The sequence below is a fragment of the uncultured Psychrobacter sp. genome (assembly GCF_947500265.1).
Lineage (GTDB): Bacteria > Pseudomonadota > Gammaproteobacteria > Pseudomonadales > Moraxellaceae > Psychrobacter.
In genome coordinates this window covers 513,583-533,644 of sequence record NZ_CANMRN010000001.1, presented here as the reverse complement: position 1 = coordinate 533,644, position 20,062 = coordinate 513,583, and the positions used below count along the sequence as shown (strand labels likewise).

Here is a 20,062-nt window from a genome sequence, read left to right as displayed (position 1 = left end):
ATAATAGTTACAAATCTGAAATAATTGTTCGTTTTAGCGCCTCTTATTTTTAATAGTAAATAGACATGATTTTCAATATGAGTTAATCGCCTATAAGTTCAGAAAGATTTTATTCCTTGTTTTTTACAAAAAATTGCGTTAACCTCGTTTTACTGTACTCTGATACATAACCCGTACATAGCTACTAATAAACTTTGCATTTAAATATATTTAGGTTGTAGCGTAGCCGTATAGTTAGCATCTTGTAGATTCCAGACTTTCAAATACACTACTTAATTAACGGTTTGATAACAAAGCAATACGCGATGTCCTCTGAACCTTTTATTAACTTAGCATTCTAAAGAAGTTTGTATATCGCACATCATGTAAATACGACATATAGTGACATTGTCACTCAGTCCTGATTTTGGACTTTGTATTCAATGCTTATCGCTAACTATCATTTGAGCGTATCGTCAGTCTCTCTATTAGATGTACTGAATACTGATGATAATGAAATGAAAAATTACCATATATTAATATCTATAAGAGCCATTCATTAATCAATATGAGAATAATAGATTAATGCCATGCTCAATCTAAAATATTTAGAGTTAGGTTTTGATGTATAAGTTATAGAGGTATTTATGAACAAGCGTTTATCTGGTTTACTTACAATGTCAGCAATGTTATTTGCTGGATCTGCAGTCGCTACCAATGCAAATGCCGTAGAAGCAAAGACCACACTTGCTATGATTTCGCAAGATAACGCCTCCCACATTGACCGTGTACTTGGTGAATTAAGCCGTCAACATGATGGTGCATCAAGTTTGGTAAAGTCAGCTCGTCAGCCGACTTCATTGGCACTTAGCAGCTCATTGTTAGCCAATGATACGACACAAGTTACCAATGATGAAGACGTACTAGAGCGCCTAACAGCTGTTGCTTCTAACTCTGTCAGCAAATTTAAGCAGACTGGTCTCGCGTCTTGGTATGGGCGTAAGTTTCATGGTCGCAAGACTGCCAGTGGCGAAACTTTCGATATGAACGGTTTAACTGCAGCGCATCGCTCATTGCCGTTGAACTGCTATGTCAAAGTCACTAACAAGACTAATGGCAAAAGTGTCGTAGTAAAAGTGAACGATCGCGGCCCATTCCATGGTAACCGTGTATTAGACTTATCTTATGGTGCTGCCAAAAAACTCGGTATTACGAGCAAAGGCGTGGGTAACGTTGCTATCGAGCGCGTTGCAGGACCTTAATTTTAGATATCGGTTTTAGAGACCAATAATATTGCTAGCCTATATGGCAAAAAAAGCCTAACTAATCATTAGTTAGGCTTTTTTTATGGTTCATATTTATCGCTCTAGGCTAATAGTAGAGACTTGACTACTCAAAACAAAGTACTACTAATTCTATATACCTTATAACTCAAATGCGCTTTCGATAGCGTCATCCAGGCGCTCAACAGCAATCACGTTGATACCTTTAAACTGAGGTGCATCTTTAGCAGGCGCATTGGCCTTTGGAATGATGGCATGCTTAAACCCATGTTTCATCGCTTCCTTCAGGCGCTCTTGTCCATTAGGTACTGGACGGATTTCGCCAGATAAACCAACTTCGCCGAATACTGCTAATGAAGATGGTAACGCTCTCTCTTTAATACTTGAAGCACAGGCCAACAGTACGGCCAAATCAGATCCCGTTTCTATAACTTTGACGCCACCAACAACGTTGACATAGACATCTTGTCCACTAGTATGTATCCCGCCGTGACGATGCATCACTGCTAGTAGCATGGATAAACGTTGGAAGTCTAAACCCAGCGCCATTCTTCTAGGTGAGCCTTGTGAATCATCTACCAAGGCCTGCACTTCTACTAATAGCGGCCTTGTTCCCTCACGACTGACCATGACAACTGACCCAGCAACAGGTTTGTCATAACGACTCAAAAATATCGCTGATGGATTGGCGACTTCTTTGAGCCCCATATCAGTCATACCAAAGATACCCAGTTCGTTAACCGCACCAAAGCGATTCTTGACCGCACGAATCATACGAAAACGCGAGTCAGACTGGCCTTCAAAATAAAGTACGGTATCAACCATATGCTCCAATACTCGCGGACCCGCTAGCGTACCTTCTTTGGTCACATGTCCTACTAAAAATAGCGCCGTTCCCGTTTGCTTAGCATAGCGAGTCAAAATCGCAGCAGACTCTCTAATCTGACTGACACCACCTGGCGCAGAGTTAATAGCGTCCGTATAAATCGTCTGAATAGAATCAATGATAGCGATGGCTGGCTGCTCTTGCGTTAATGCAGCACAGATAGTTTCTACGTTAGTTTCGGCTAGTACACGCAGTCTATCAGCAGGCAAGTCTAAGCGTTTGGCTCGCATGGCCACCTGTGCAAGTGACTCTTCACCCGTCACGTATAATGCACTACCTGCCAGTGAATCTGCCCGTGCCATATTGGTCGCTGTTTGCAGCAAGATAGTTGATTTACCAATACCTGGATCACCACCGATTAACACCACAGAACCTGCCACTAACCCACCACCCAGTACGCGATCAAACTCACTAATACCGGTTGGTAGGCGCGTGTCGAGCGTTACACTTACTGCATTAAGCGGCATGACAGCACTGTGAGTACCAGAGTAGTTACCAGCTGGCGCACTGGTACCACGAGTAGCAGCTCGTGCGTTATTAGGCTTCGCGGTGCTCTTATTGTGATGAGGCATGCTGACATTTGGGGCTTCGACCAAGCTATTCCATTCCCCGCAATCCGTACACTGCCCGGCCCATTTACCAAAATGCGCACCGCAATGCTGACAGACATAGCTGCTTTTATTTTTTGCCATAGCTTATAAGCCTTATTCAGAGGGTCAATCGAGAATAATGAAGAAAGTATTGTCACGCTTTATAAGCGCTGATTCAAAAATATTTGTTATGATAAGTCAGCTATTGGTTTTGGAAGCTGTACTTGAAAGAGAATGGTGTTAATTGTAGATATAAGTAGTAACTGGCTTATAAGCTCTATATAAAATAGTTTTAGCCAGCTCTTATTAGTTAATCAGGAAACACAAAGTTATTGGTGTAGTTTTACGCAGCGTTTGTAAAGCAAAATGCATAGGAAGTAAGGAAAATCTATAACAGCATAACTCTACTTTAACGGCACCTTTTTGTTTTGAGCGCACTATATAAAATAGAGTATGAGATAAGGGGTTTAACGCTCTCACTTATACTTGAAAGTCTTTACCTAGATAAACAGATTTTACTAAATCATTTTCTAACACTTCAGCCGAAGTGCCTTCTGCAATGATAGCCCCTTCTGATACGATATAAGCCTTTTCGCAAATAGCCAGTGTATCTCGAACATTGTGATCGGTGATCAAAACGCCAATGCCGCGATTCTTTAACGTTAAAATAACGTCTTTGATATCACCAACAGAGATAGGATCTACCCCTGCAAAAGGCTCATCTAATAAGATAAACTTAGGATCAGCGGCCAATGCTCGCGCAATCTCACAGCGTCGACGCTCACCGCCTGATACGCTCATACCCTGAGACTTGCGTACATGTTCTAAATGGAACTCGCCAATCAACTTTTCAAGTTCTTGCTGTTGTTCAGCTTTACTTAATTCTGTGCGAGTCTGTAAAATAGCTAAGATATTGTCTTCAATAGACAATTTACGAAAGATTGATGCCTCTTGTGGTAAATAACCGATACCTGCACGCGCTCGCTCGTGCATTGCGTATTTAGATAAATCCATTTTACCTAGCGTAACACGGCCTTTATCCATATTGACTAGTCCCACCACCATATAAAAGCTAGTCGTTTTACCAGCACCGTTAGGCCCCAACAGTCCGACGACTTGACCCTGTTCGACAGAAAATGAAACGTCTTTGACTACCCAACGCTTTCCATAGCGCTTGCCTAAATTTTGCATAGTCAATCGAGCGACAGGCGCCGTATTGGTATTTGATGCCGATAGGTCTAGATTTTTATCATCGCTCATAACTTACTCTTACTTTCACAAAATTTAAGCATTGCTAAAGGCAGACTTATTTACTCATAGCCTGTTTATTTGGATTAACGTACGCCACTCTGATTTGTACCATTGTTAGGCGGGAATACCAGTTCAACGCGCTGATTGCCGCCAGCGGTTGCTTCAACATCACCTGCTTTTAGGCTATAACGAATGACGTTACCAGCAAAGCTTGCGCCATTCTGAACCAGCTTTGCATTGCCAGTTAGCGTAATAATCCCAGACACTGCGTTGTAGTCAATCTTGTTAGCCTGCCCTTTTGCCAAGCCCTTTTCTTGCGTGACTACTTGCTGCATAGTCGCTGGACGGCCAGTTGCTACCGCTGAGTTAATGCTGCGCTGTTGAGAAAGATTGACCGTGATGTTATCGGCCGTCATCTTAAACGTACCTTGAGTAATAATAACATTACCTGCATAACTGGTCACGCCAGTACGCTCACTATAAGTGGCTTTGTCCGCTAGTAATTTGATCTGCTGATTAGAATCTGATGGCAATGCATGACTATATAGCGGTAGCGCCAATAACATCACCATTGGCAGTGCGCGCAATTTGTGCAAGCAGAATGATGATGCACGTAAAGTAGGCAAAAATTTAAGTTTCATATAAATAACTCATTTCATAATAGGTGGTAGGATTTGCAAACTTTATGCTAGCTGCTATTTTTTGACACGGTAAATAAGAAAGACTTTGACTAAAATAATGCTTTATCTTGGCGTTCAGATGGAGAAAATGCAACAGCCACTTGGCCAAATTCGTACTCACCCGTCTCAAGATTGGCAGTCATACTAGAGGCTTCAAATCGATTCATGCCTTGTTCGATTTTCACAGGCGCATCACTGTATACTTTGCCTGATTTCGTATTACCTTTTAGCCTACTACCATTCACTTTTATCGGTTCGATATCAGGGGTACTCTTATTGCCTTCGCTCACCAGTGTAAATCCACCTGATAAACTGAGCTCCCCTGTCTGTTGACTGATGGCTGCACTGGCCGCCTGAATACGATAGCGTTGCTCTGCAGATGGCTCCCAATTCATGGTAATACCTGACATTTCATCCTGATTGGTCTCAGGATTATGCGTCAAAGACTCAGCGGTAAGCTCGTATTCGGTTTCACCTTGTTCATTGGTCTGTACGGCTTTAATATCGGTAGCTTCATAATCGACATCTGTCGTTTCAATATTGACTGGCGGCGTTACGTCGCCTTGCTGCTGAAAAAACCAACCTGCGATACCAGCAATAATTAAGGCTAATACAATTAAGACACGTGTATTCACGACTGGTTATCCTGAGTTTGCGCCTCATCAAGCGTGTAATGCGCGATAAAGTCTTGATAATGTCCATGACCTTTTAAAATAAGGTCACATATCTCGCGCACTGCACCAGTACCGCCAGCACGAGTCGTTACCATGTCACTGCGCTTGATAACTTCAGCATGCGCGTTAGGTACGGTTGCCGCGAATCCTACTGTTTGCATTGCTTTGATATCCGGTAAATCATCGCCCATATAGGCACAGTCGGCAGCAGTGATATTCAGGGCAGGATCTAAAGACGATAGCAGCTCGTTTAATGCGATTAATTTATCATCACGGCCTTGAACCACATGGTTGACGCCCATTTCTGCTGCGCGCTTATTCACCATTGCACTACTACGGCCGGTAATAATGGCTGTCAAAATACCGTAGCGTGCTAACGACTTAACACCCACACCATCATGTACGGAGAACGCTTTGGTCTCAACACCATTGGCATCATAGATAATTTGACCATTGGATAAAATACCATCGACATCCATGACCAATAGTTTTACTTGTCCGGCTTTCTGTATCAAGTCCTGCATTATTTGTCTCTTTTTAATATTTATTTTCGAAGCGTCATTCTATATAGCTTAACTATTTCAACGGCAACTCACAAACCTTATTTGACCCCAGCTTGCAGCAAATCATGCACGGTAATAATAGCTTCTAAACGATCTTCATTATCAATGATCAATAACTGGCTAATACCACTCTCATTCATGACACTCAGCGCATCTGACGCACGCATCGTTTTACTGATATGGCGTGGATTACTGACCATTACTTCATGCATTGGCGTTTGTAGATCGATGCCTTTTTCTAACCCTCGGCGCAAGTCACCATCTGTGAACACACCGACGACCTTGTTGTTATCGTCAGTCACTACTGTCATGCCCAGTCGTCCGGCAGACATAGTAAACAAAGCTTGTTGCAATGGGGCCTGCTGATGAATCAAAGGCAAGTCTTCTGAATTGGTATGCATTAAATCTTCGACACGTGTCAATAGCTGACGACCCAGGGCACCAGCAGGGTGCGATAATGCAAAATCTTCAGAAGTGAAATTACGTGCGTGTACTAAAGCAACCGCTAACGCATCCCCGAGCGCTAAAGTAGCTGTCGTACTGGAGGTAGGCGCTAGATTAAGTGGACAAGCCTCTTGCGACTGACCGAGCGTTAATACAATGTCAGCTGCTCGTGGTAACATACCGCGCTTATCACGACTGATACTGATGAGAGGGATATTTAGATGTTTGACCACTGGTAATAGCATCTTGATTTCATCTGACTCACCTGAGTTTGAAATAGCAAGCAGCACATCACCTTTCACAAGCATCCCCAAATCACCATGTCCTGCTTCACCAGGATGCATAAAAAAAGCAGGCGTACCAGTTGAGGCAAAAGTCGCTGCAATCTTGCGTCCAATTAGCCCTGACTTACCCATGCCTGTAACTACCACTCGACCCTTACAAGTCAGGATGATGTCACATGCTTGGGCAAATCTGTCGTCAATCTGCTCTGTTAGTAGTGCTAACGCAGATATCTCTGTGTTAATGGCCTCGATAGCAGTGGTAATAAATTGCTCATGGGTTAAGTTGTTTTTGGTATCATTCATGAATCCGCTCTATTTTTATAATGAATCAATACGCTATTTTACTACACTATGTTTAATATTAGTAATGGTCTACAAAATCTACACTAATATAGTGCTTCATACGGAATAAAGAGCTTGCTGCTATCTATACAAAAAAAACCCACTATATCAGCAGGTTTTAAACGAATAAATCATGTCTTAATATTTTCTAGACAACATGCTCAATTAATGCAACGAGTTAGCTATTGCTATCATTAGAACCGTCGTTTGGCTTATCTTCAAAGCCTGTGTTATCTGCCGTGGTATCAAACCCACGATCTTGACCGAAGCCACCACGCTCAAACCCGCGCTCTTGACCTTGACCGAAGCCACCACGCTCAAAACCACGATCTTGACCTTGGCTAAAACCACCACGATTAAATCCACTACGGCTCGATGCAAATCCACGTTCTTCAAAGCCGCCAGCAACAGGGTTACTACCACGTTCAAAGCCACCGCCTTGATATCCAGTCGGTGCTGCGCTCTGAGGCTGAGCACTTGTACCTGTCGTTGTGCTACTACGTGGGTTACGTGCTGGCACGACTGTTGAAATGGCATGCTTATATACCATTTGGCTCACTGTATTTTTCAGGAGAACGACATATTGATCAAATGATTCAATTTGGCCTTGTAATTTAATACCATTTACCAAAAAAATAGAGACAGGAATGCGATCTTTGCGCAGCGAGTTCAAGAACGGATCTTGTAAAGTTTGTCCTTTTGACATGAAATCTCTCCTAAATATTATATAGTTATGTTTTGAGTGCCAATTATTTTAAGTGTTAATTTAATTATAATGGCTAAAAGGTAGATACAATAAGGTGTTTTCTTTATAAAACGTATCTAAATAAATATTCGTTGCTCTTAAGTGATTCCACTTTATCGCGAATACGTTATTATTGTAAATAATTAAGTAACTGGTTGTTTCGTTAATACTTTCTGTCTACAAAAGTTCATAGGTCAGACATCGTAACGATGCTCAATGCACTGAGCCAAATTATAACAGCTATCTATGTCAATTTTTGAAACTAATTGTGTTAGCTATCATTGCACCTTAAGACAAGTACTCTCGTGCTTCGGCCATGGTTTCAAACGTTTGTAATATCATACGACTGCTAGCATCAGCCCCGCTCTCAGATTCTACTACCCCAGTTGATGATGTGCTAGGCAATTGCATTACCTTTCTTAGCCATGTGTACTGTCGTTTTGCTAGCTGTCTTGTAGCATATAATGCCTTATTTTGCATTTCCTGACAAGCAAGCGCCTTGGTCTCTTGATTAGCCATGTTTGGTTGAGCAGCTGACTGAGCAACATTATCTGAAATTTCTTTTTTTTCGTTGACAGCTATATGCTTTTCAAAAACGTCATAAAATTGAGCTTTATCCAGATGAGTCTCATCAAATATCGGATGGTCAACACGCACCAAGTATTCTAGTACTTGCCTGTAACCCACACAGCGCATCGAAGGCATATTAGGCGTGAGCGGATACTTTTTTAGTAAGTCTATGACTTCAGTCACCAGCCCTTCATTCCACATGATATCTAGGCGTTGTTCGATACGATCATGTAGCCATAGACGATCTGGCATTACCGATAGCGCGTGCCACTGTTGATTCGGATTATGTGCCAATGCTTGCTTTGGCTTACGCTGCCAGTCACTTATTGGAATACGTGTTTGTAGATAGACTTCAATTGCTCGCGTGATACGCTGAGTATCAGTAGCATTCAAGCGCTCATGACTTATAGGGTCTATACTCCCCAAATAATCATATAGAGCGCTAATACCTTCTTCTTGACGCCACTGCTCTACGCTCGCCCGTACGCTGTCATCGCTATCGGGCACAGGAGACAACCCATCGAGTAGCGCCATGTAATACATCATGGTACCGCCTACTAATAATGGTATCTTGCCATTTCTGTGACACTCATCAATGAGGCGAGCGACGTCACTGACAAACTCCGCCACGCTATAGCTTTGCGTAGGATCGATGATATCGACCAAATGATGTGGATAACGCGCCAGCTCAGCCGCTGTTGGCTTGGCTGTGCCAATGTTCATGTCACGATATATCAGCGCTGAGTCCACAGAAATTAATTCAAAACGACCTGTATCGTATAGCTCGTATGCCAGTGATGTCTTGCCGCTAGCAGTTGGTGCCATAAGACAAACTACGCTATTATCCGCCAGCTTGTGAGGTAGGCTATCAGACGAATATTGCATAAAGTGGCCTTTCATAATATATGGATAACTCAGATAACAACTGGTTTGATTGCTTTAAGATGTTGTAACCGTCTTGAGATATTCAGGATAGCATTAGCTTTACTAAGCAGTGGCTATCTATCGTTTTAATAGTATGTTTCATAATTATTTCAGTGAAATCATTCACTAAAACCATTGAATCTTGCGCAGACATTTGCGCATTGACCGTTATAAGTTGCTGATTAAACTCAGTAGCACTGCTTGGCAATCTATCTTTTTTGAATACTTGATGACTAGAGGTAAGTGATTCGAACAACTGGCTTACTTTAAACTGCCAGTCTTTAGCACTTATCAGTGCACACTGCCCTTGGTGATAAAATAATAACCAAGGTAGCTTTTTATCATCTGTGTTTAAGTCCATGTCAACAGCTTCTACATCGTTAATGATATCTAAGCAAATTGGTAAAGATGCAGAGGTAGCTGCTCCATCAGAATAATGTGAAGTGCTGTTGTTACTATTGTTACTTTGGTCTGATCGCTCATTGATATGAGATCGCAATGACTCTTGCAATAAAGGATTACTTGAAAGTGATTGGTTTGCAGTAGACTGATAAGACTGTCTAGTAGATTCTACTTGATTATTCTGCCTTTGGTTATTGCTAGACTGACTACTTGAGATGGGCATTTCAGACGAACGACCTTCAGAAGCATTATTATCTACCCATTCCACAGATTTGTATTGGCTGTCAGTTTCTGTCGTCGCTACGGACGCAGATGCAGAATCAATTCCAAGCCCAAACTTAGCTACATCAATCGTTTTCAACTGCGTACGAACTGTATGGCCTAAGTGCGCCATAATATTATTCAATGGACTGATTTTGATACGCTGTTTAGATGGATGCACATTGATATTTAACCATTGAGTTGGCAAATCAAAATACAGTGCATACCCCATACCTGCTAGCTGCGCACCTTGCGCCAGTTGACGTATCTGATTGCTAATCAATGCTTCTTTTACCAGTCTGCCATTTACATAAATCAGCTTGGGTAAGTCAGATTTGTCATAATGTAGCGGCCATAACCAACCACTAATCGCTGCTTGATTAACATTGCTATCATCGTACGCTACAGACGACTGCACCAGACTCGACAAATCTATCGATATTGCTAATGCATTATCTGTCAATGCCATACCAGTCGCTTGTTCCAACCGCGGTAGTGGCAAGCGACTGTCATTGTTACCACTAATACCCGTAGCACTTGCAGATAATGATAGCCGCTGTTTATTGTCATGAAAAAGTGTTAAAGCAACATCGGCACGCGCCAGTGCAACCTCTCGGACGATGGTTTCGATATGACCAAATTCAGTGGCAATAGATTTTAGGTTGCCACGGCGGGCAGGCACATTGAAATACAAATCTTTTACGACAATCGTAGTACCGCGGTTATGGACAACTGGTAACAGTTTTGGTGTGTCATCTACTAATACGCCAGCGACCTGTAATTGACGACCGATACCGCTCTCATCATGACTACTGATTAAGGTCAAACGCGAGACAGCAGCCATCGCCGCTAACGCTTCACCGCGAAAACCCAATGTCGTAATACCATGCAAGTTAGCAACGTCAGCAACCTTACTGGTCGCATGACGAGTGATGGCCATGACCATGTCATCAGGATGAATGCCGACCCCATTATCCACTACCTCAATCAGACCCATACCGCCTTGAGTGATGCGCACCTCAATATTGGTCGCACCAGCATCGATGGCATTTTCTAGCAACTCCTTGACCACTGCTGCTGGACGTGTCACCACCTCACCTGCTGCTAATTGATTGATTAGCAACGGCGATAGTTTTTTGATGCGGGTATTAGGATGATTATCAGGCATAGATAGATGTCATATTTTTGGAAAGTAGCGTTTGGTATAATTTAGATATTCATTTAGATGATAAGTTGTGATAAATCCAAACCCTGCGCTTGACCTGCCTTTGACACTCTCAACTGCACTTGGCGTGCTTCAGTGTCGTTATCACCGCTTACACTTTGGGTCATATCGATGAATAACGTAGGCGGTGGCAAATAGCTATCCGCGCGGCTAGCCCATTCGATGATGACTAACGCTTCAGGCTCATCAAGATACTCGTCAAATCCAATAAAAGACAGTTCTTCTGGATCTTGGAGACGATATAAATCTGCATGATAAACCGGCTTGATCGAACCATCTTTTCGCTGAATACTATAAGGCTCAACCAAGGTATAGGTTGGACTTTTTACCGCACCTGTATGACCAAGCGCTTGTAACCAATAACGCGTCAATGTCGTTTTACCAGCGCCCAAGTCCCCTGCCAGCCACACGCTACCTGTCAGTGGTAATGTCGCTAATTGCTCAGCCAATGATTGAGTATCTTGCTCAGAGTTTAATATCAGAGTCTTTAAGTATTTGCCATTTTCTATAGATTGACCATCACACATTAGGCTGAACCTGCTCTGTCTGTACCTGCATGGTTACGGTTGGATTGGTAAAGCTTTCACCGCGAATCAGCTTGGCATACAGCTCAGAGTCAGTCCACTCAGCACGAACCTGCTCACTGAATTCAAAGTCCTCTAAAACTAGCTTACCCATTTGAGCGTTTGCAACATCATCAGCAAAACACTGTGCATACCCTGTCGCCGTCTCGTGGGCAATCACTGAGTACACGCTGACATCTGCTTCACCATTTTGCATTTGTGTCTGACGTAGTATTTCTTGCGCCCAAAAGAATATCACTCGTGAAAACTGCTCTGCCGATGGTGAAACTGGCAAGCTTATCCAACGTGCGCTAAATTTCTTACACGCTGCGACATACTCAGGATCATCTTTGTTCCAAAAACAAATAGCATGATCAAAGCTATCGATAATGTCTTTGATAGAAGATTTTAGTAGGCCAAAGTCATAAACCATTTGCCCATGGTCTAAACGAGTGGCCTCAAGGATCAGCTCAATCTGATAGCTGTGACCATGAATCGAATGCTTACAACGCTCAGAACTACAATTACGAACGATGTGAGCATTTTCAAATTTGAACAGTTTACGAATACGCATAATAATTTGACCAAAACAGTAAGCACTATGGTGCTAAATGTTAATAAATAAGAGTTTGCCGCGTTTATGAATCGGTTTATGGCTCATTATAGCAAATCGCCATGTATCCGTAAGTAAGCACTTATTAATATAATGATTGATTGAACGAATCAATTGGTAAACTAGGACTAACCGTAAACATAAAGAATTTGAACGATAATTGAATCGTAGAGGAATTGTGCGAGCGCTATCTATTACTAAAGCTTAAGCCTATACTCTATTCAGTAAACAGCTATGTTAGCTGTATTCACACTGTCTTGAATTCGCTTAACTTTGCGTAATGAGTAGTGTGCTGTAAAAAAGGAAACGATTATGAGCAAAGGTCAAGATAGTAAGAAAAATGTTAAGAAAAAGCCCCTTTTGACTGCTAAAGAGAAGAAAGCTGCCAAACAAGCCAAGAAAGACGACAACGGTAGCATCCTAGGCAAACATTAATAATCAATACATCAATATGCTAATCTGACGTAACCGTTCGATTGGTATTTTTTTTTGGTTCGTCATTGGCCTTTAGCTAAGCACTGTCTTTAATTAAGCTCCGCGCGGAGCAAACATAATAATCGCCATTCCCAGCAACGCCACTATCGAACCCACTATGTCCCACATGGTTGGTCGTATACCATTGACCGTCCACAACCATAAAATCGCCATACATATATAAACGCCACCATATGCCGCATAGACCCTGCCCGCAGCAGTTGGGTGTAATGACAGCAGCCAAACAAACGCGACCAAACTCAGCGCACCAGGTATCAGTAGCCAGATTGACTTGCCTTCTCGCAGCCACAGATAAGGCAGATAACATCCTGCAATCTCAGCCAATGCAGTAAGCGCAAATAACCCAACCGTCTTTAATTCTGTCAAAACTTACCACTCCTCATCTACTACTTTTCTAATCTGCTAAAACCAGCCAGGTATTGTACGGCATTCCCCAAAATAATCATCCCATCTCTGTCACCACTTATAAAAAGCTATTTTTTCTAACATTACAGTCAAAATCACAGTAAAATCTATCATAACAAACAAACCTCTTAGATAACCGTCTATCGAGGCCATACCGACATTGTAAATAGGAAGTTAGCATCATGATGCGTATTGGATTATTTTTATTAACCAACTTAGCAGTGATTGTGGTATTTAGCATTGTGTTTGGTATTTTATCGAGGTTTTTTGGGATTGGCGGCGTGCACAGCGCAGGTGGTCTTAACTACATTAGCCTTGCCGTTATGTGTGGCATCTACGGTATGGTTGGCTCGATGGTGTCGCTATTTATATCGAAGTGGATGGCTAAAAGATCCACTGGTACAGTAGTCATAGAATCACCACGCACCGCTACTGAGCAATGGTTAGTTGATACAGTCGCCAAACAAGCGCGAGCCGTAAATATCGGTATGCCTGAGGTTGGTATCTTTAATAATTCGCAGCCAAATGCTTTTGCGACTGGCTGGAATAAAAATAAAGCCCTAGTAGCAGTGTCGTCTGGCTTACTACAAAATATGAATCAAGATGAAGTCGAGGCCGTATTGGCACATGAGATTGGTCATGTGGCTAACGGTGATATGGTAACCCTCGCCCTCATTCAAGGCGTAGTCAATGCGTTTGTAATGTTCTTTGCACGCATTGTCGGCAGTTTCGTTGACCGTACTGTGTTCAAAAACACCAGTGATCGCCCAGGTATTGGGTACTTTATCACTAGTATTGTAATGGATATCTTACTTGGGTTTTTGGCGTCTGCCATCGTGATGTGGTTCTCACGCTTACGTGAATTCCGTGCGGATCAAATGGGCGCAAAATTGGCCAGCCGCGAAAAAATGATCAGTGCGCTTGATGCGTTGCGTCCCTCTGCACAGCGTCCTGACCAAATGCCTGAGAGTATGAAAGCATTTGCGATCTCATCAGGACAAACGCAAGGCTTTAGTATTGCAAACCTATTCCGCTCACACCCCACTCTTGATGACCGTATTGCGGCGTTGAGAGAATATAATCCTAATTAATGACAATCGATTTAAAACCAACTTGCTACTTGTTAGCAGGTTGGTTTTAAAAAAATACTTTATATAGAAAATTAGAAGTTAGAGTATGAATACTCAGTCACTATCATTTTATTTAGTAGTAAAAGGCTAAACATTAGCGCTAGTTTAAATAAAAGAGATATTACTTCTTTTCCTTAGACGGAAAAAGCGATACCAAACCATCTCCTATGATTCCTCGCCAAGCAAAGTAATCATGTCCTGCAGCATACTCTTGATAATGTGTATCGTACCTTTTTGCCAATAAAACGTCTCGCAGATGACGATTGGTTCCCAATATACCGTTGCTACCACTTTTACCACGAGCCGTTTCAAACACGCCTGCGCTCAAAAAGAAACGAACGGGTGCCTTATCCATTTTTATTACCTCAGACGCTACGAAGTGTTTATCTTCTGCTGTCTGATCTTTTGGATGCCACCAGTAAGACCCTGACATAGAAATAACATTGCCAAATATGTCGGGGTGACGTAGTGCGACAGTCGTCGCTGCTAAACCGCCATAACTTGACCCTGCAATGACCGTTCTATCCGTTGGTATCGCTACTGGCAACCGTTTATTTATTTGTGGTACTAACTCATTGACCAATACATCTGCAAACATTGGGTTGGCAGGTAATTCACGTGCACGGGCATCATTGTCAGGATTACTAATAAACACCGCTGTCACTGGTGGAACCTTACCTTCTGCAATCAAATTATCTAAAATCGTGGGCAATCCAACCGTATCAATATAGGCTTCAGCATCAAAGATATATAACAGCACCGCATCATCTTTACTATTCTCCTTGTTGTTATTAACAGTTGGGGAGTAAATGGTGATATCGCGAGTATTATCCAATGTACTACTAGTAAATTTAAAGGTAGACAACGCTCCTTTGGGAACCTCTGCCTGTCTTTTTATCCAACGCCTATTTGGTGCGTCTTTTAACGTAATAGTAGATTTGGTTGTGTACTTATCAGTGGCTGAACGTGGCCATGAATGGTGATTATAAGGATCAACTTGAGCCACGGCTTTTATGGCGACTCTACGAGCAAACTCAGACAGAGGTGGCTCAGGGGTATTGGGAGCAATCTGATAGGATAAGTGCGTGTTGTTTGGCACAATAAAACTTTTGTACCATGTATCAGAGTCTACCAATCGTTGCAATGCATCATGATTGGTGGACGGGCCACCCATTAACTTGACATTGCGATAGTCTCCTCGCGCTAAAAACGTCATCACAGTGCCCAAAGCTGTGTCTTCAATCAGCGGTGTACCTAATACTTCCACTTCCGCCCAAAAGCGATCTGTACTCTGCCCTTTCTGCAATGACTCAAGTAATGCCGATACTCTGGGGCTGAGTAACGTGTCAGAACTGTCTAGAGAATTTTCTAAAGAACCTTTTAAATCTTGCTCTGCTAAACTAACACGTTGTTCGAGCACTATCTGATAAGCACCTGAGCCAGACAGTCGCCAGGTCTCTGCACAGTTTTCGGCTACTGAATAGAAGTGTTGTTTGCCACTTTTATGATCAATCAAACGGCGCGATACTTTTCCTGTGGCATCGATAATATCTAGCGTCATCATACTTCTATCACTCTCAACATATCCGGTTAGATAATCGCCTGTATCGCAAGGAACGCTAAAATCTAATGACTTATGCTGTGGCTGTGGCTGTGGCTGTGGCTTGATATCAGCGTTTTCCCTGTTGGAATGATTTAAATCGCCTTTTAAGGGATTTTCAATCGTTAGCATCGTTGCCTCCGAACCAAATGCAGGGAATGACGCCGAATATAATAAAAAGGTAAAGCCTGCTATGGCCCATTTCTTCTTAGGAAGAAATCGTATGTATCTCATTCACTACTCCCTCTTTTATTCACTGACAAACATCTAATTTCTACCTTTACAGAATGTCTAGCGAATGATACAAAAGTGAAATACTACCTTATTTTTAATATAGATGGTATTGAAAATCATTATCATTTGATAGTTTATTCTTTATAATTAAATAAACAATGATAATTTATTTTTCCTTTATAAAATAAAAAGCCCACCTGACTCAATTAAAGTCAGATGGGCTTTTAGAATAGATATGATGACTAACTAAATATCAAACTCAAGCGCTCTGTCACCTTCGCTATCTTTGATACGCGTTGGCAGACCAATCTTATTTAGTAGATTGATAAATGGCTTGGCATCTAGCTCTTCGACATTGACCATCTTGCCTGCATCCCATTCGCCAGTTGCGACCAGTATCGCAGCAGCAACAGGTGGCACGCCTGCGGTATACGATATACCTTGGCTACCCACTTCATTGTAAGCATCTTTATGATCTGAGACATTGTAGATAAATACTTCAGTCTCAACGCCATTGATTTTGCCTTTGACTTTATCACCAATGCAGGTCTTGCCTGTATAGTTCGGTGCAAGCGAGCTTGGATCTGGCAGTACCGCTTTAACGACTTTTAGTGGCACAACTTCTTGGCCTTCAGCAGTCATCACTGGCTGCTCAGATAGCAATCCTAAGCTCTGTAGGACAGTGAAGACATTGATGTAATGCTCACCAAAGCCCATCCAAAAGCGAATGTTTGGTACATCTAAGTTAGCTGACAATGAATGCACTTCATCATGACCGCTTAGATAGCTGTTTTGCACACCTACAACTGGCAAGTCGTCCGTACGTTTAACTTCAAACATTTTGTTAGACTGCCACTTGCTGTCTTGCCAAGAGTAAACCGTACCGGTGAACTCACGGAAGTTAATCTCTGGGTCAAAGTTGGTCGCAAAGTATTTGCCATGGCTGCCCGCATTGATATCAATGATATCGATATCCGTCACAGATCCTGCATCCATCATGTCATAGCCAAGACGCGCGTAGGCGTTGACCATACCAGGATCAAACCCTGCACCTAAAATGGCCGTAACATTGTTGTCTGCACAGCGCTCTTTACGTTGCCACTCATAGTTGTTGTACCACGGCGGTGTCTCACAAATCTTACGTGGGTCTTCATGAATAGCCGTATCTATGTAGGCAGTACCTGTCTCAATGCAGGCTTCTAGTACGGTCATATTGATAAATGCCGAACCAACATTGATGACTATTTGTATTCCAGTGTCTTGTATCAGCTGCACGAGTGCTTGGCTGTCCATCGCATCGACTTGATGCGTATGCAAGACCGCAGCCTGCTTAAAGCTGTCTTTTTCTTTTACACTTTGGGCGATGGCATCGCATTTGTCTTTTGTACGTGAGGCGATATGAATCTCACCAAGCACATCATTATGCATCGCACACTTATGCGCGACCACTTGAGCGACACCGCCTGCTCCGATGATCAGTACGTCTTTTTTGTTGGGCTTAGCTTGTTGGTTTGTGTTCAATGAACAATCCTCCTTTGTGTCCCTGTCGATACCATTGATAGCGGCTATGCAAAACAGAAACGAGTGAATGATATGCGTGAATTAAAAAGGAAGACCGAGGAAAACCCACGCACCCGTCGGGCAAATAATACTCCATTATTTGCCCGACGCGATTATAACAATTTTTATTCCCTTATCGGTAAAAAATAATGTATCAATAGCAGATACCTTAAAATCACCCGTTATTAAGACTAAGCCTTTGTTTTCTAATGTAGAAAAGTCTTAGAAATATCGCGTTAAGACAAGCTGGCTTTATAATCTTGATAATCAAACTCGCGCTGGATATCGATACTGCCATCCAACCGGCGGATGACAATCGCTGGCATGTTGACCCCATTAAACCAATTCTTCTTCACCATCGTATAACCAGCAGCATTGCCAAAGGCAATCTGATCGCCTATCTGAAGATTACTCGGTAATGCATACTCGCCGAAGATATCACCTGCCAAACAAGAACGACCATAAATAATGGTATGGTCTGCCGACTCAGCATTCGCTTCAGATGGTGCAGCTTCTGCAGGATTGCCAATAGGTGCAATATTGATAGCAGTATTATTGATCGCAGCAATCGGTGCTGACTCACGATAAATCAATAAATCAAGCATATGCGCTTCAATAGAAGCATCGACGACTGCTAGGTTTTTTTCATTATGCATGGTATCTAGCACAGTAGTCACCAACGTGCCCGCACCGTGAATACTGGCTTCACCTGGCTCAAGATACACTTGCACGCCATAGGTTTCGCTAAACGCTTTCAAACGTGCAGCTAGCTTCTCTAATGGATAATCAGGCGCGATAAAGTGGATACCACCGCCCAAGCTCACCCATTCAAGCTGCGCTAAGACATCACCAAATCTAGCTTCGATATCCGCCAAGCTTTCACTAAAGGCTTCAAAACTGTCATTCTCGCAATTGTTATGAATCATGACGCCAGTAATATCGCCAAGTACTGCTGCGATTTTATCTTTATCATGCTCACCAAGACGGCTAAATGGGCGTGCAGGATCAGCAATCAAAAACGATGAGTTGCTGGTTTTTGGATTGAGTCGTAGACCTACAGGTATATTTTGCGCGGCGGCTTGCACTTTAAAAGCGTTGAGCTGTGAGATTGAGTTAAAAATGATTTTATCCGCATAGCTCAGCACTTCAGGGATTTCATCTGAACTATAGGCGACGCTATAAGCATGCGTTTCTTTTTTATCTTGGCTATTGGCATCATCGTTATTGCCAAAGGTTTCATAGCCCAATCTCACTTCATTAAGTGAAGACGAAGTCGTGCCATGCAGATAAGGCTGCATCACATCAAAAACGCCCCATGTGGCGAAGCATTTTAGTGCTAATAATGCCTTTGCACCAGACAGCTCACACAGCCTAGCAATGATTTTCATATTGGCAACGATGGCCGCTTCATCAAGCACATAGTAAGGCGTTGGTGGCAATGCCTCGTTGATAGAATTCTCTAGATTTTTTGCATTCATAATAGATTACCTAATAGACACTCTGCTGTTGGTATCTTGACAGACAGATATAAATATTTGCGCTATAGTAGACTAAATTCATCATAATTAGAATATCTTATGGCACTCTCAACCGATTATTCCACCTCAGCCAGTCGATCCCATTCATCACAATTGGATCCGAAAAATATAGATTTGACTTATCTAGATCCTGATGCGCGTGCCGTGTTGGATTTTTGGTTTGATAAAAACAATGAAGCGTACTGGTTTGAAAAAAACGATCGTTTTGATAAGCAAATACAGGATAAGTTTGGCGGTATTTGGCATGCAGCGAAACAAGGCGAATGTGTCAGTTGGCGTATCGCAGAGTCCTCATTGGATGGTAATAGCTCGATAACGGCGTTGGCAGGACGCTTGGCAGAAATTATTGTGCTGGATCAGTTTTCACGCAATTTATGTCGCGGACAAGCAAGTGCATTTGAGCAAGACGGTATGGCATTAGCACTCGCCCAAGAAGCCATTCAACAGCCTTATTTTGATACTCTACCGATACAATGGCGTAGGTTTATTATCATACCGTTTATGCACTCTGAATCGGCCATGATTCATAAGCGTTATCTACCGCTATTTGAGCAATTAGATGATGCAAATACATTAGATTTTGAACATCGTCACAAACAAATCATTGATCAATTCGGGCGATATCCACATCGCAACGAGGTACTAAATCGCGACTCAACAGAAGATGAAAAGAACTTTTTAAAACAGCCTAATTCATCGTTTTAGGCGAGATTCCTAGTACTGCTTGAAGATACTCAAAGTTATTATGCAAAAAATTATTACATAAAAAGAAGGTCTGAATCATATCACTGATTCAGACCTTCTTTTTTACGATAAATATT

The 20,062-nt window shown here is 42.3% G+C and carries 19 protein-coding genes; 4 read left to right on the top strand and 15 right to left on the bottom strand.

The features are described 5' to 3' along the window. Positions 1-626: 626 nt before the first annotated feature. Positions 627-1,241 (top strand): septal ring lytic transglycosylase RlpA family protein, encoded by a 615-nt coding sequence (locus Q0788_RS02220; protein ID WP_101205034.1) that lies wholly within the window; start codon positions 627-629, stop codon positions 1,239-1,241. Positions 1,242-1,403: 162 nt separating this feature from the next. On the opposite strand, the gene radA is transcribed toward Q0788_RS02220, so the two are convergent. From radA to Q0788_RS02165, 11 genes are all read right to left on the bottom strand, one after another. Continuing rightward, complete coding sequence (gene radA, locus Q0788_RS02215; RefSeq protein WP_102094543.1) at positions 1,404-2,840, bottom strand: DNA repair protein RadA; 1,437 nt, start codon at positions 2,838-2,840, stop codon at positions 1,404-1,406. A 378-nt stretch (positions 2,841-3,218) separates the two neighbouring features. After that, a complete protein-coding gene (lptB, locus tag Q0788_RS02210) occupies positions 3,219-3,998 on the bottom strand; it encodes an LPS export ABC transporter ATP-binding protein (protein ID WP_101205036.1) in 780 nt (259 codons plus the stop codon). A 74-nt stretch (positions 3,999-4,072) separates the two neighbouring features. Continuing rightward, positions 4,073-4,561, bottom strand: coding sequence for a lipopolysaccharide transport periplasmic protein LptA (gene lptA, locus Q0788_RS02205; protein ID WP_179799007.1), 489 nt, complete (start codon positions 4,559-4,561; stop codon positions 4,073-4,075). Between the two features lie 158 nt (positions 4,562-4,719). Continuing rightward, complete coding sequence (gene lptC / locus Q0788_RS02200; RefSeq protein WP_298807566.1) at positions 4,720-5,304, bottom strand: LPS export ABC transporter periplasmic protein LptC; 585 nt, start codon at positions 5,302-5,304, stop codon at positions 4,720-4,722. Next, positions 5,301-5,867: an HAD family hydrolase gene (locus Q0788_RS02195; RefSeq protein ID WP_102091770.1), complete on the bottom strand. Its 567-nt coding sequence runs from the start codon at positions 5,865-5,867 to the stop codon at positions 5,301-5,303. The genes lptC and Q0788_RS02195 overlap by 4 nt, the downstream gene beginning before the upstream one ends. 77 nt (positions 5,868-5,944) lie before the next feature. After that, positions 5,945-6,937 carry a KpsF/GutQ family sugar-phosphate isomerase gene (locus tag Q0788_RS02190; RefSeq protein ID WP_298807563.1) on the bottom strand — a complete coding sequence of 331 codons (993 nt, stop codon included), beginning with the start codon at positions 6,935-6,937 and terminating at the stop codon, positions 5,945-5,947. A 217-nt stretch (positions 6,938-7,154) separates the two neighbouring features. Further along, a complete protein-coding gene (hfq, locus tag Q0788_RS02185) occupies positions 7,155-7,682 on the bottom strand; it encodes an RNA chaperone Hfq (protein ID WP_298807561.1) in 528 nt (175 codons plus the stop codon). A 327-nt stretch (positions 7,683-8,009) separates the two neighbouring features. Beyond that, positions 8,010-9,176: a tRNA (adenosine(37)-N6)-dimethylallyltransferase MiaA gene (gene miaA, locus Q0788_RS02180; protein WP_298807559.1), complete on the bottom strand. Its 1,167-nt coding sequence runs from the start codon at positions 9,174-9,176 to the stop codon at positions 8,010-8,012. A gap of 82 nt (positions 9,177-9,258) precedes the next feature. Further along, on the bottom strand, positions 9,259-11,046 hold the full coding sequence (mutL, locus tag Q0788_RS02175) for a DNA mismatch repair endonuclease MutL (protein ID WP_298807557.1): 1,788 nt from the start codon (positions 11,044-11,046) through the stop codon (positions 9,259-9,261). Between the two features lie 53 nt (positions 11,047-11,099). Next, positions 11,100-11,630, bottom strand: a complete 531-nt coding sequence (tsaE, locus tag Q0788_RS02170; RefSeq protein ID WP_298807556.1) for a tRNA (adenosine(37)-N6)-threonylcarbamoyltransferase complex ATPase subunit type 1 TsaE — start codon at positions 11,628-11,630, stop codon at positions 11,100-11,102. Continuing rightward, a complete protein-coding gene (locus Q0788_RS02165; RefSeq protein WP_160022666.1) occupies positions 11,623-12,240 on the bottom strand; it encodes a 6-carboxytetrahydropterin synthase in 618 nt (205 codons plus the stop codon). The genes tsaE and Q0788_RS02165 overlap by 8 nt, the downstream gene beginning before the upstream one ends. Before the next feature lie 351 nt (positions 12,241-12,591). Between Q0788_RS02165 and Q0788_RS02160 the strand changes: the two genes are divergently transcribed. Further along, complete coding sequence (locus Q0788_RS02160) at positions 12,592-12,714, top strand: hypothetical protein (RefSeq protein WP_021815223.1); 123 nt, start codon at positions 12,592-12,594, stop codon at positions 12,712-12,714. A 93-nt stretch (positions 12,715-12,807) separates the two neighbouring features. On the opposite strand, the gene Q0788_RS02155 is transcribed toward Q0788_RS02160, so the two are convergent. Continuing rightward, the gene (locus Q0788_RS02155; protein ID WP_102091506.1) at positions 12,808-13,140 is read right to left on the bottom strand and encodes a YnfA family protein; all 333 of its coding nucleotides are present in this window, start codon (positions 13,138-13,140) and stop codon (positions 12,808-12,810) included. A 221-nt stretch (positions 13,141-13,361) separates the two neighbouring features. On the opposite strand from Q0788_RS02155, the gene htpX reads away from it, so the two are divergent. Continuing rightward, the gene (gene htpX, locus Q0788_RS02150) at positions 13,362-14,270 is read left to right on the top strand and encodes a protease HtpX (RefSeq protein WP_101205045.1); all 909 of its coding nucleotides are present in this window, start codon (positions 13,362-13,364) and stop codon (positions 14,268-14,270) included. 160 nt (positions 14,271-14,430) lie between these two features. Here htpX and Q0788_RS02145 read toward each other — a convergent pair whose 3' ends face one another. The 3 genes from Q0788_RS02145 to Q0788_RS02135 form a co-directional block, all read right to left on the bottom strand. Further along, entirely contained in the window at positions 14,431-16,143 is a 1,713-nt protein-coding gene (locus Q0788_RS02145) for an alpha/beta hydrolase-fold protein (protein ID WP_298807553.1), read from the bottom strand. Positions 16,144-16,389: 246 nt separating this feature from the next. After that, on the bottom strand, positions 16,390-17,664 hold the full coding sequence (locus Q0788_RS02140; protein ID WP_102091503.1) for a saccharopine dehydrogenase family protein: 1,275 nt from the start codon (positions 17,662-17,664) through the stop codon (positions 16,390-16,392). 275 nt (positions 17,665-17,939) lie between these two features. Beyond that, a complete protein-coding gene (locus tag Q0788_RS02135; RefSeq protein WP_298807552.1) occupies positions 17,940-19,181 on the bottom strand; it encodes a carboxynorspermidine decarboxylase in 1,242 nt (413 codons plus the stop codon). Positions 19,182-19,280: 99 nt separating this feature from the next. Between Q0788_RS02135 and Q0788_RS02130 the strand changes: the two genes are divergently transcribed. Next, on the top strand, positions 19,281-19,946 hold the full coding sequence (locus Q0788_RS02130; RefSeq protein ID WP_298807551.1) for a DUF924 family protein: 666 nt from the start codon (positions 19,281-19,283) through the stop codon (positions 19,944-19,946). Positions 19,947-20,062: the final 116 nt, after the last annotated feature.

What these genes read in the sequence shown, in the direction of transcription:
- Q0788_RS02220 (WP_101205034.1), top strand. Translation starts at nt 627, where the DNA reads ATGAACAAGCGTTTATCTGGTTTACTTACAATGTCAGCAATGTTATTT.
- radA (WP_102094543.1), bottom strand. Translation starts at nt 2,840, where the DNA reads ATGGCAAAAAATAAAAGCAGCTATGTCTGTCAGCATTGCGGTGCGCAT.
- lptB (WP_101205036.1), bottom strand. Translation starts at nt 3,998, where the DNA reads ATGAGCGATGATAAAAATCTAGACCTATCGGCATCAAATACCAATACG.
- lptA (WP_179799007.1), bottom strand. Translation starts at nt 4,561, where the DNA reads ATGGTGATGTTATTGGCGCTACCGCTATATAGTCATGCATTGCCATCA.
- Q0788_RS02195 (WP_102091770.1), bottom strand. Translation starts at nt 5,867, where the DNA reads ATGCAGGACTTGATACAGAAAGCCGGACAAGTAAAACTATTGGTCATG.
- Q0788_RS02190 (WP_298807563.1), bottom strand. Translation starts at nt 6,937, where the DNA reads ATGAATGATACCAAAAACAACTTAACCCATGAGCAATTTATTACCACT.
- hfq (WP_298807561.1), bottom strand. Translation starts at nt 7,682, where the DNA reads ATGTCAAAAGGACAAACTTTACAAGATCCGTTCTTGAACTCGCTGCGC.
- miaA (WP_298807559.1), bottom strand. Translation starts at nt 9,176, where the DNA reads ATGCAATATTCGTCTGATAGCCTACCTCACAAGCTGGCGGATAATAGC.
- mutL (WP_298807557.1), bottom strand. Translation starts at nt 11,046, where the DNA reads ATGCCTGATAATCATCCTAATACCCGCATCAAAAAACTATCGCCGTTG.
- tsaE (WP_298807556.1), bottom strand. Translation starts at nt 11,630, where the DNA reads ATGTGTGATGGTCAATCTATAGAAAATGGCAAATACTTAAAGACTCTG.
- Q0788_RS02165 (WP_160022666.1), bottom strand. Translation starts at nt 12,240, where the DNA reads ATGCGTATTCGTAAACTGTTCAAATTTGAAAATGCTCACATCGTTCGT.
- Q0788_RS02160 (WP_021815223.1), top strand. Translation starts at nt 12,592, where the DNA reads ATGAGCAAAGGTCAAGATAGTAAGAAAAATGTTAAGAAAAAGCCCCTT.
- htpX (WP_101205045.1), top strand. Translation starts at nt 13,362, where the DNA reads ATGATGCGTATTGGATTATTTTTATTAACCAACTTAGCAGTGATTGTG.
- Q0788_RS02145 (WP_298807553.1), bottom strand. Translation starts at nt 16,143, where the DNA reads ATGAGATACATACGATTTCTTCCTAAGAAGAAATGGGCCATAGCAGGC.
- Q0788_RS02135 (WP_298807552.1), bottom strand. Translation starts at nt 19,181, where the DNA reads ATGAATGCAAAAAATCTAGAGAATTCTATCAACGAGGCATTGCCACCA.
- Q0788_RS02130 (WP_298807551.1), top strand. Translation starts at nt 19,281, where the DNA reads ATGGCACTCTCAACCGATTATTCCACCTCAGCCAGTCGATCCCATTCA.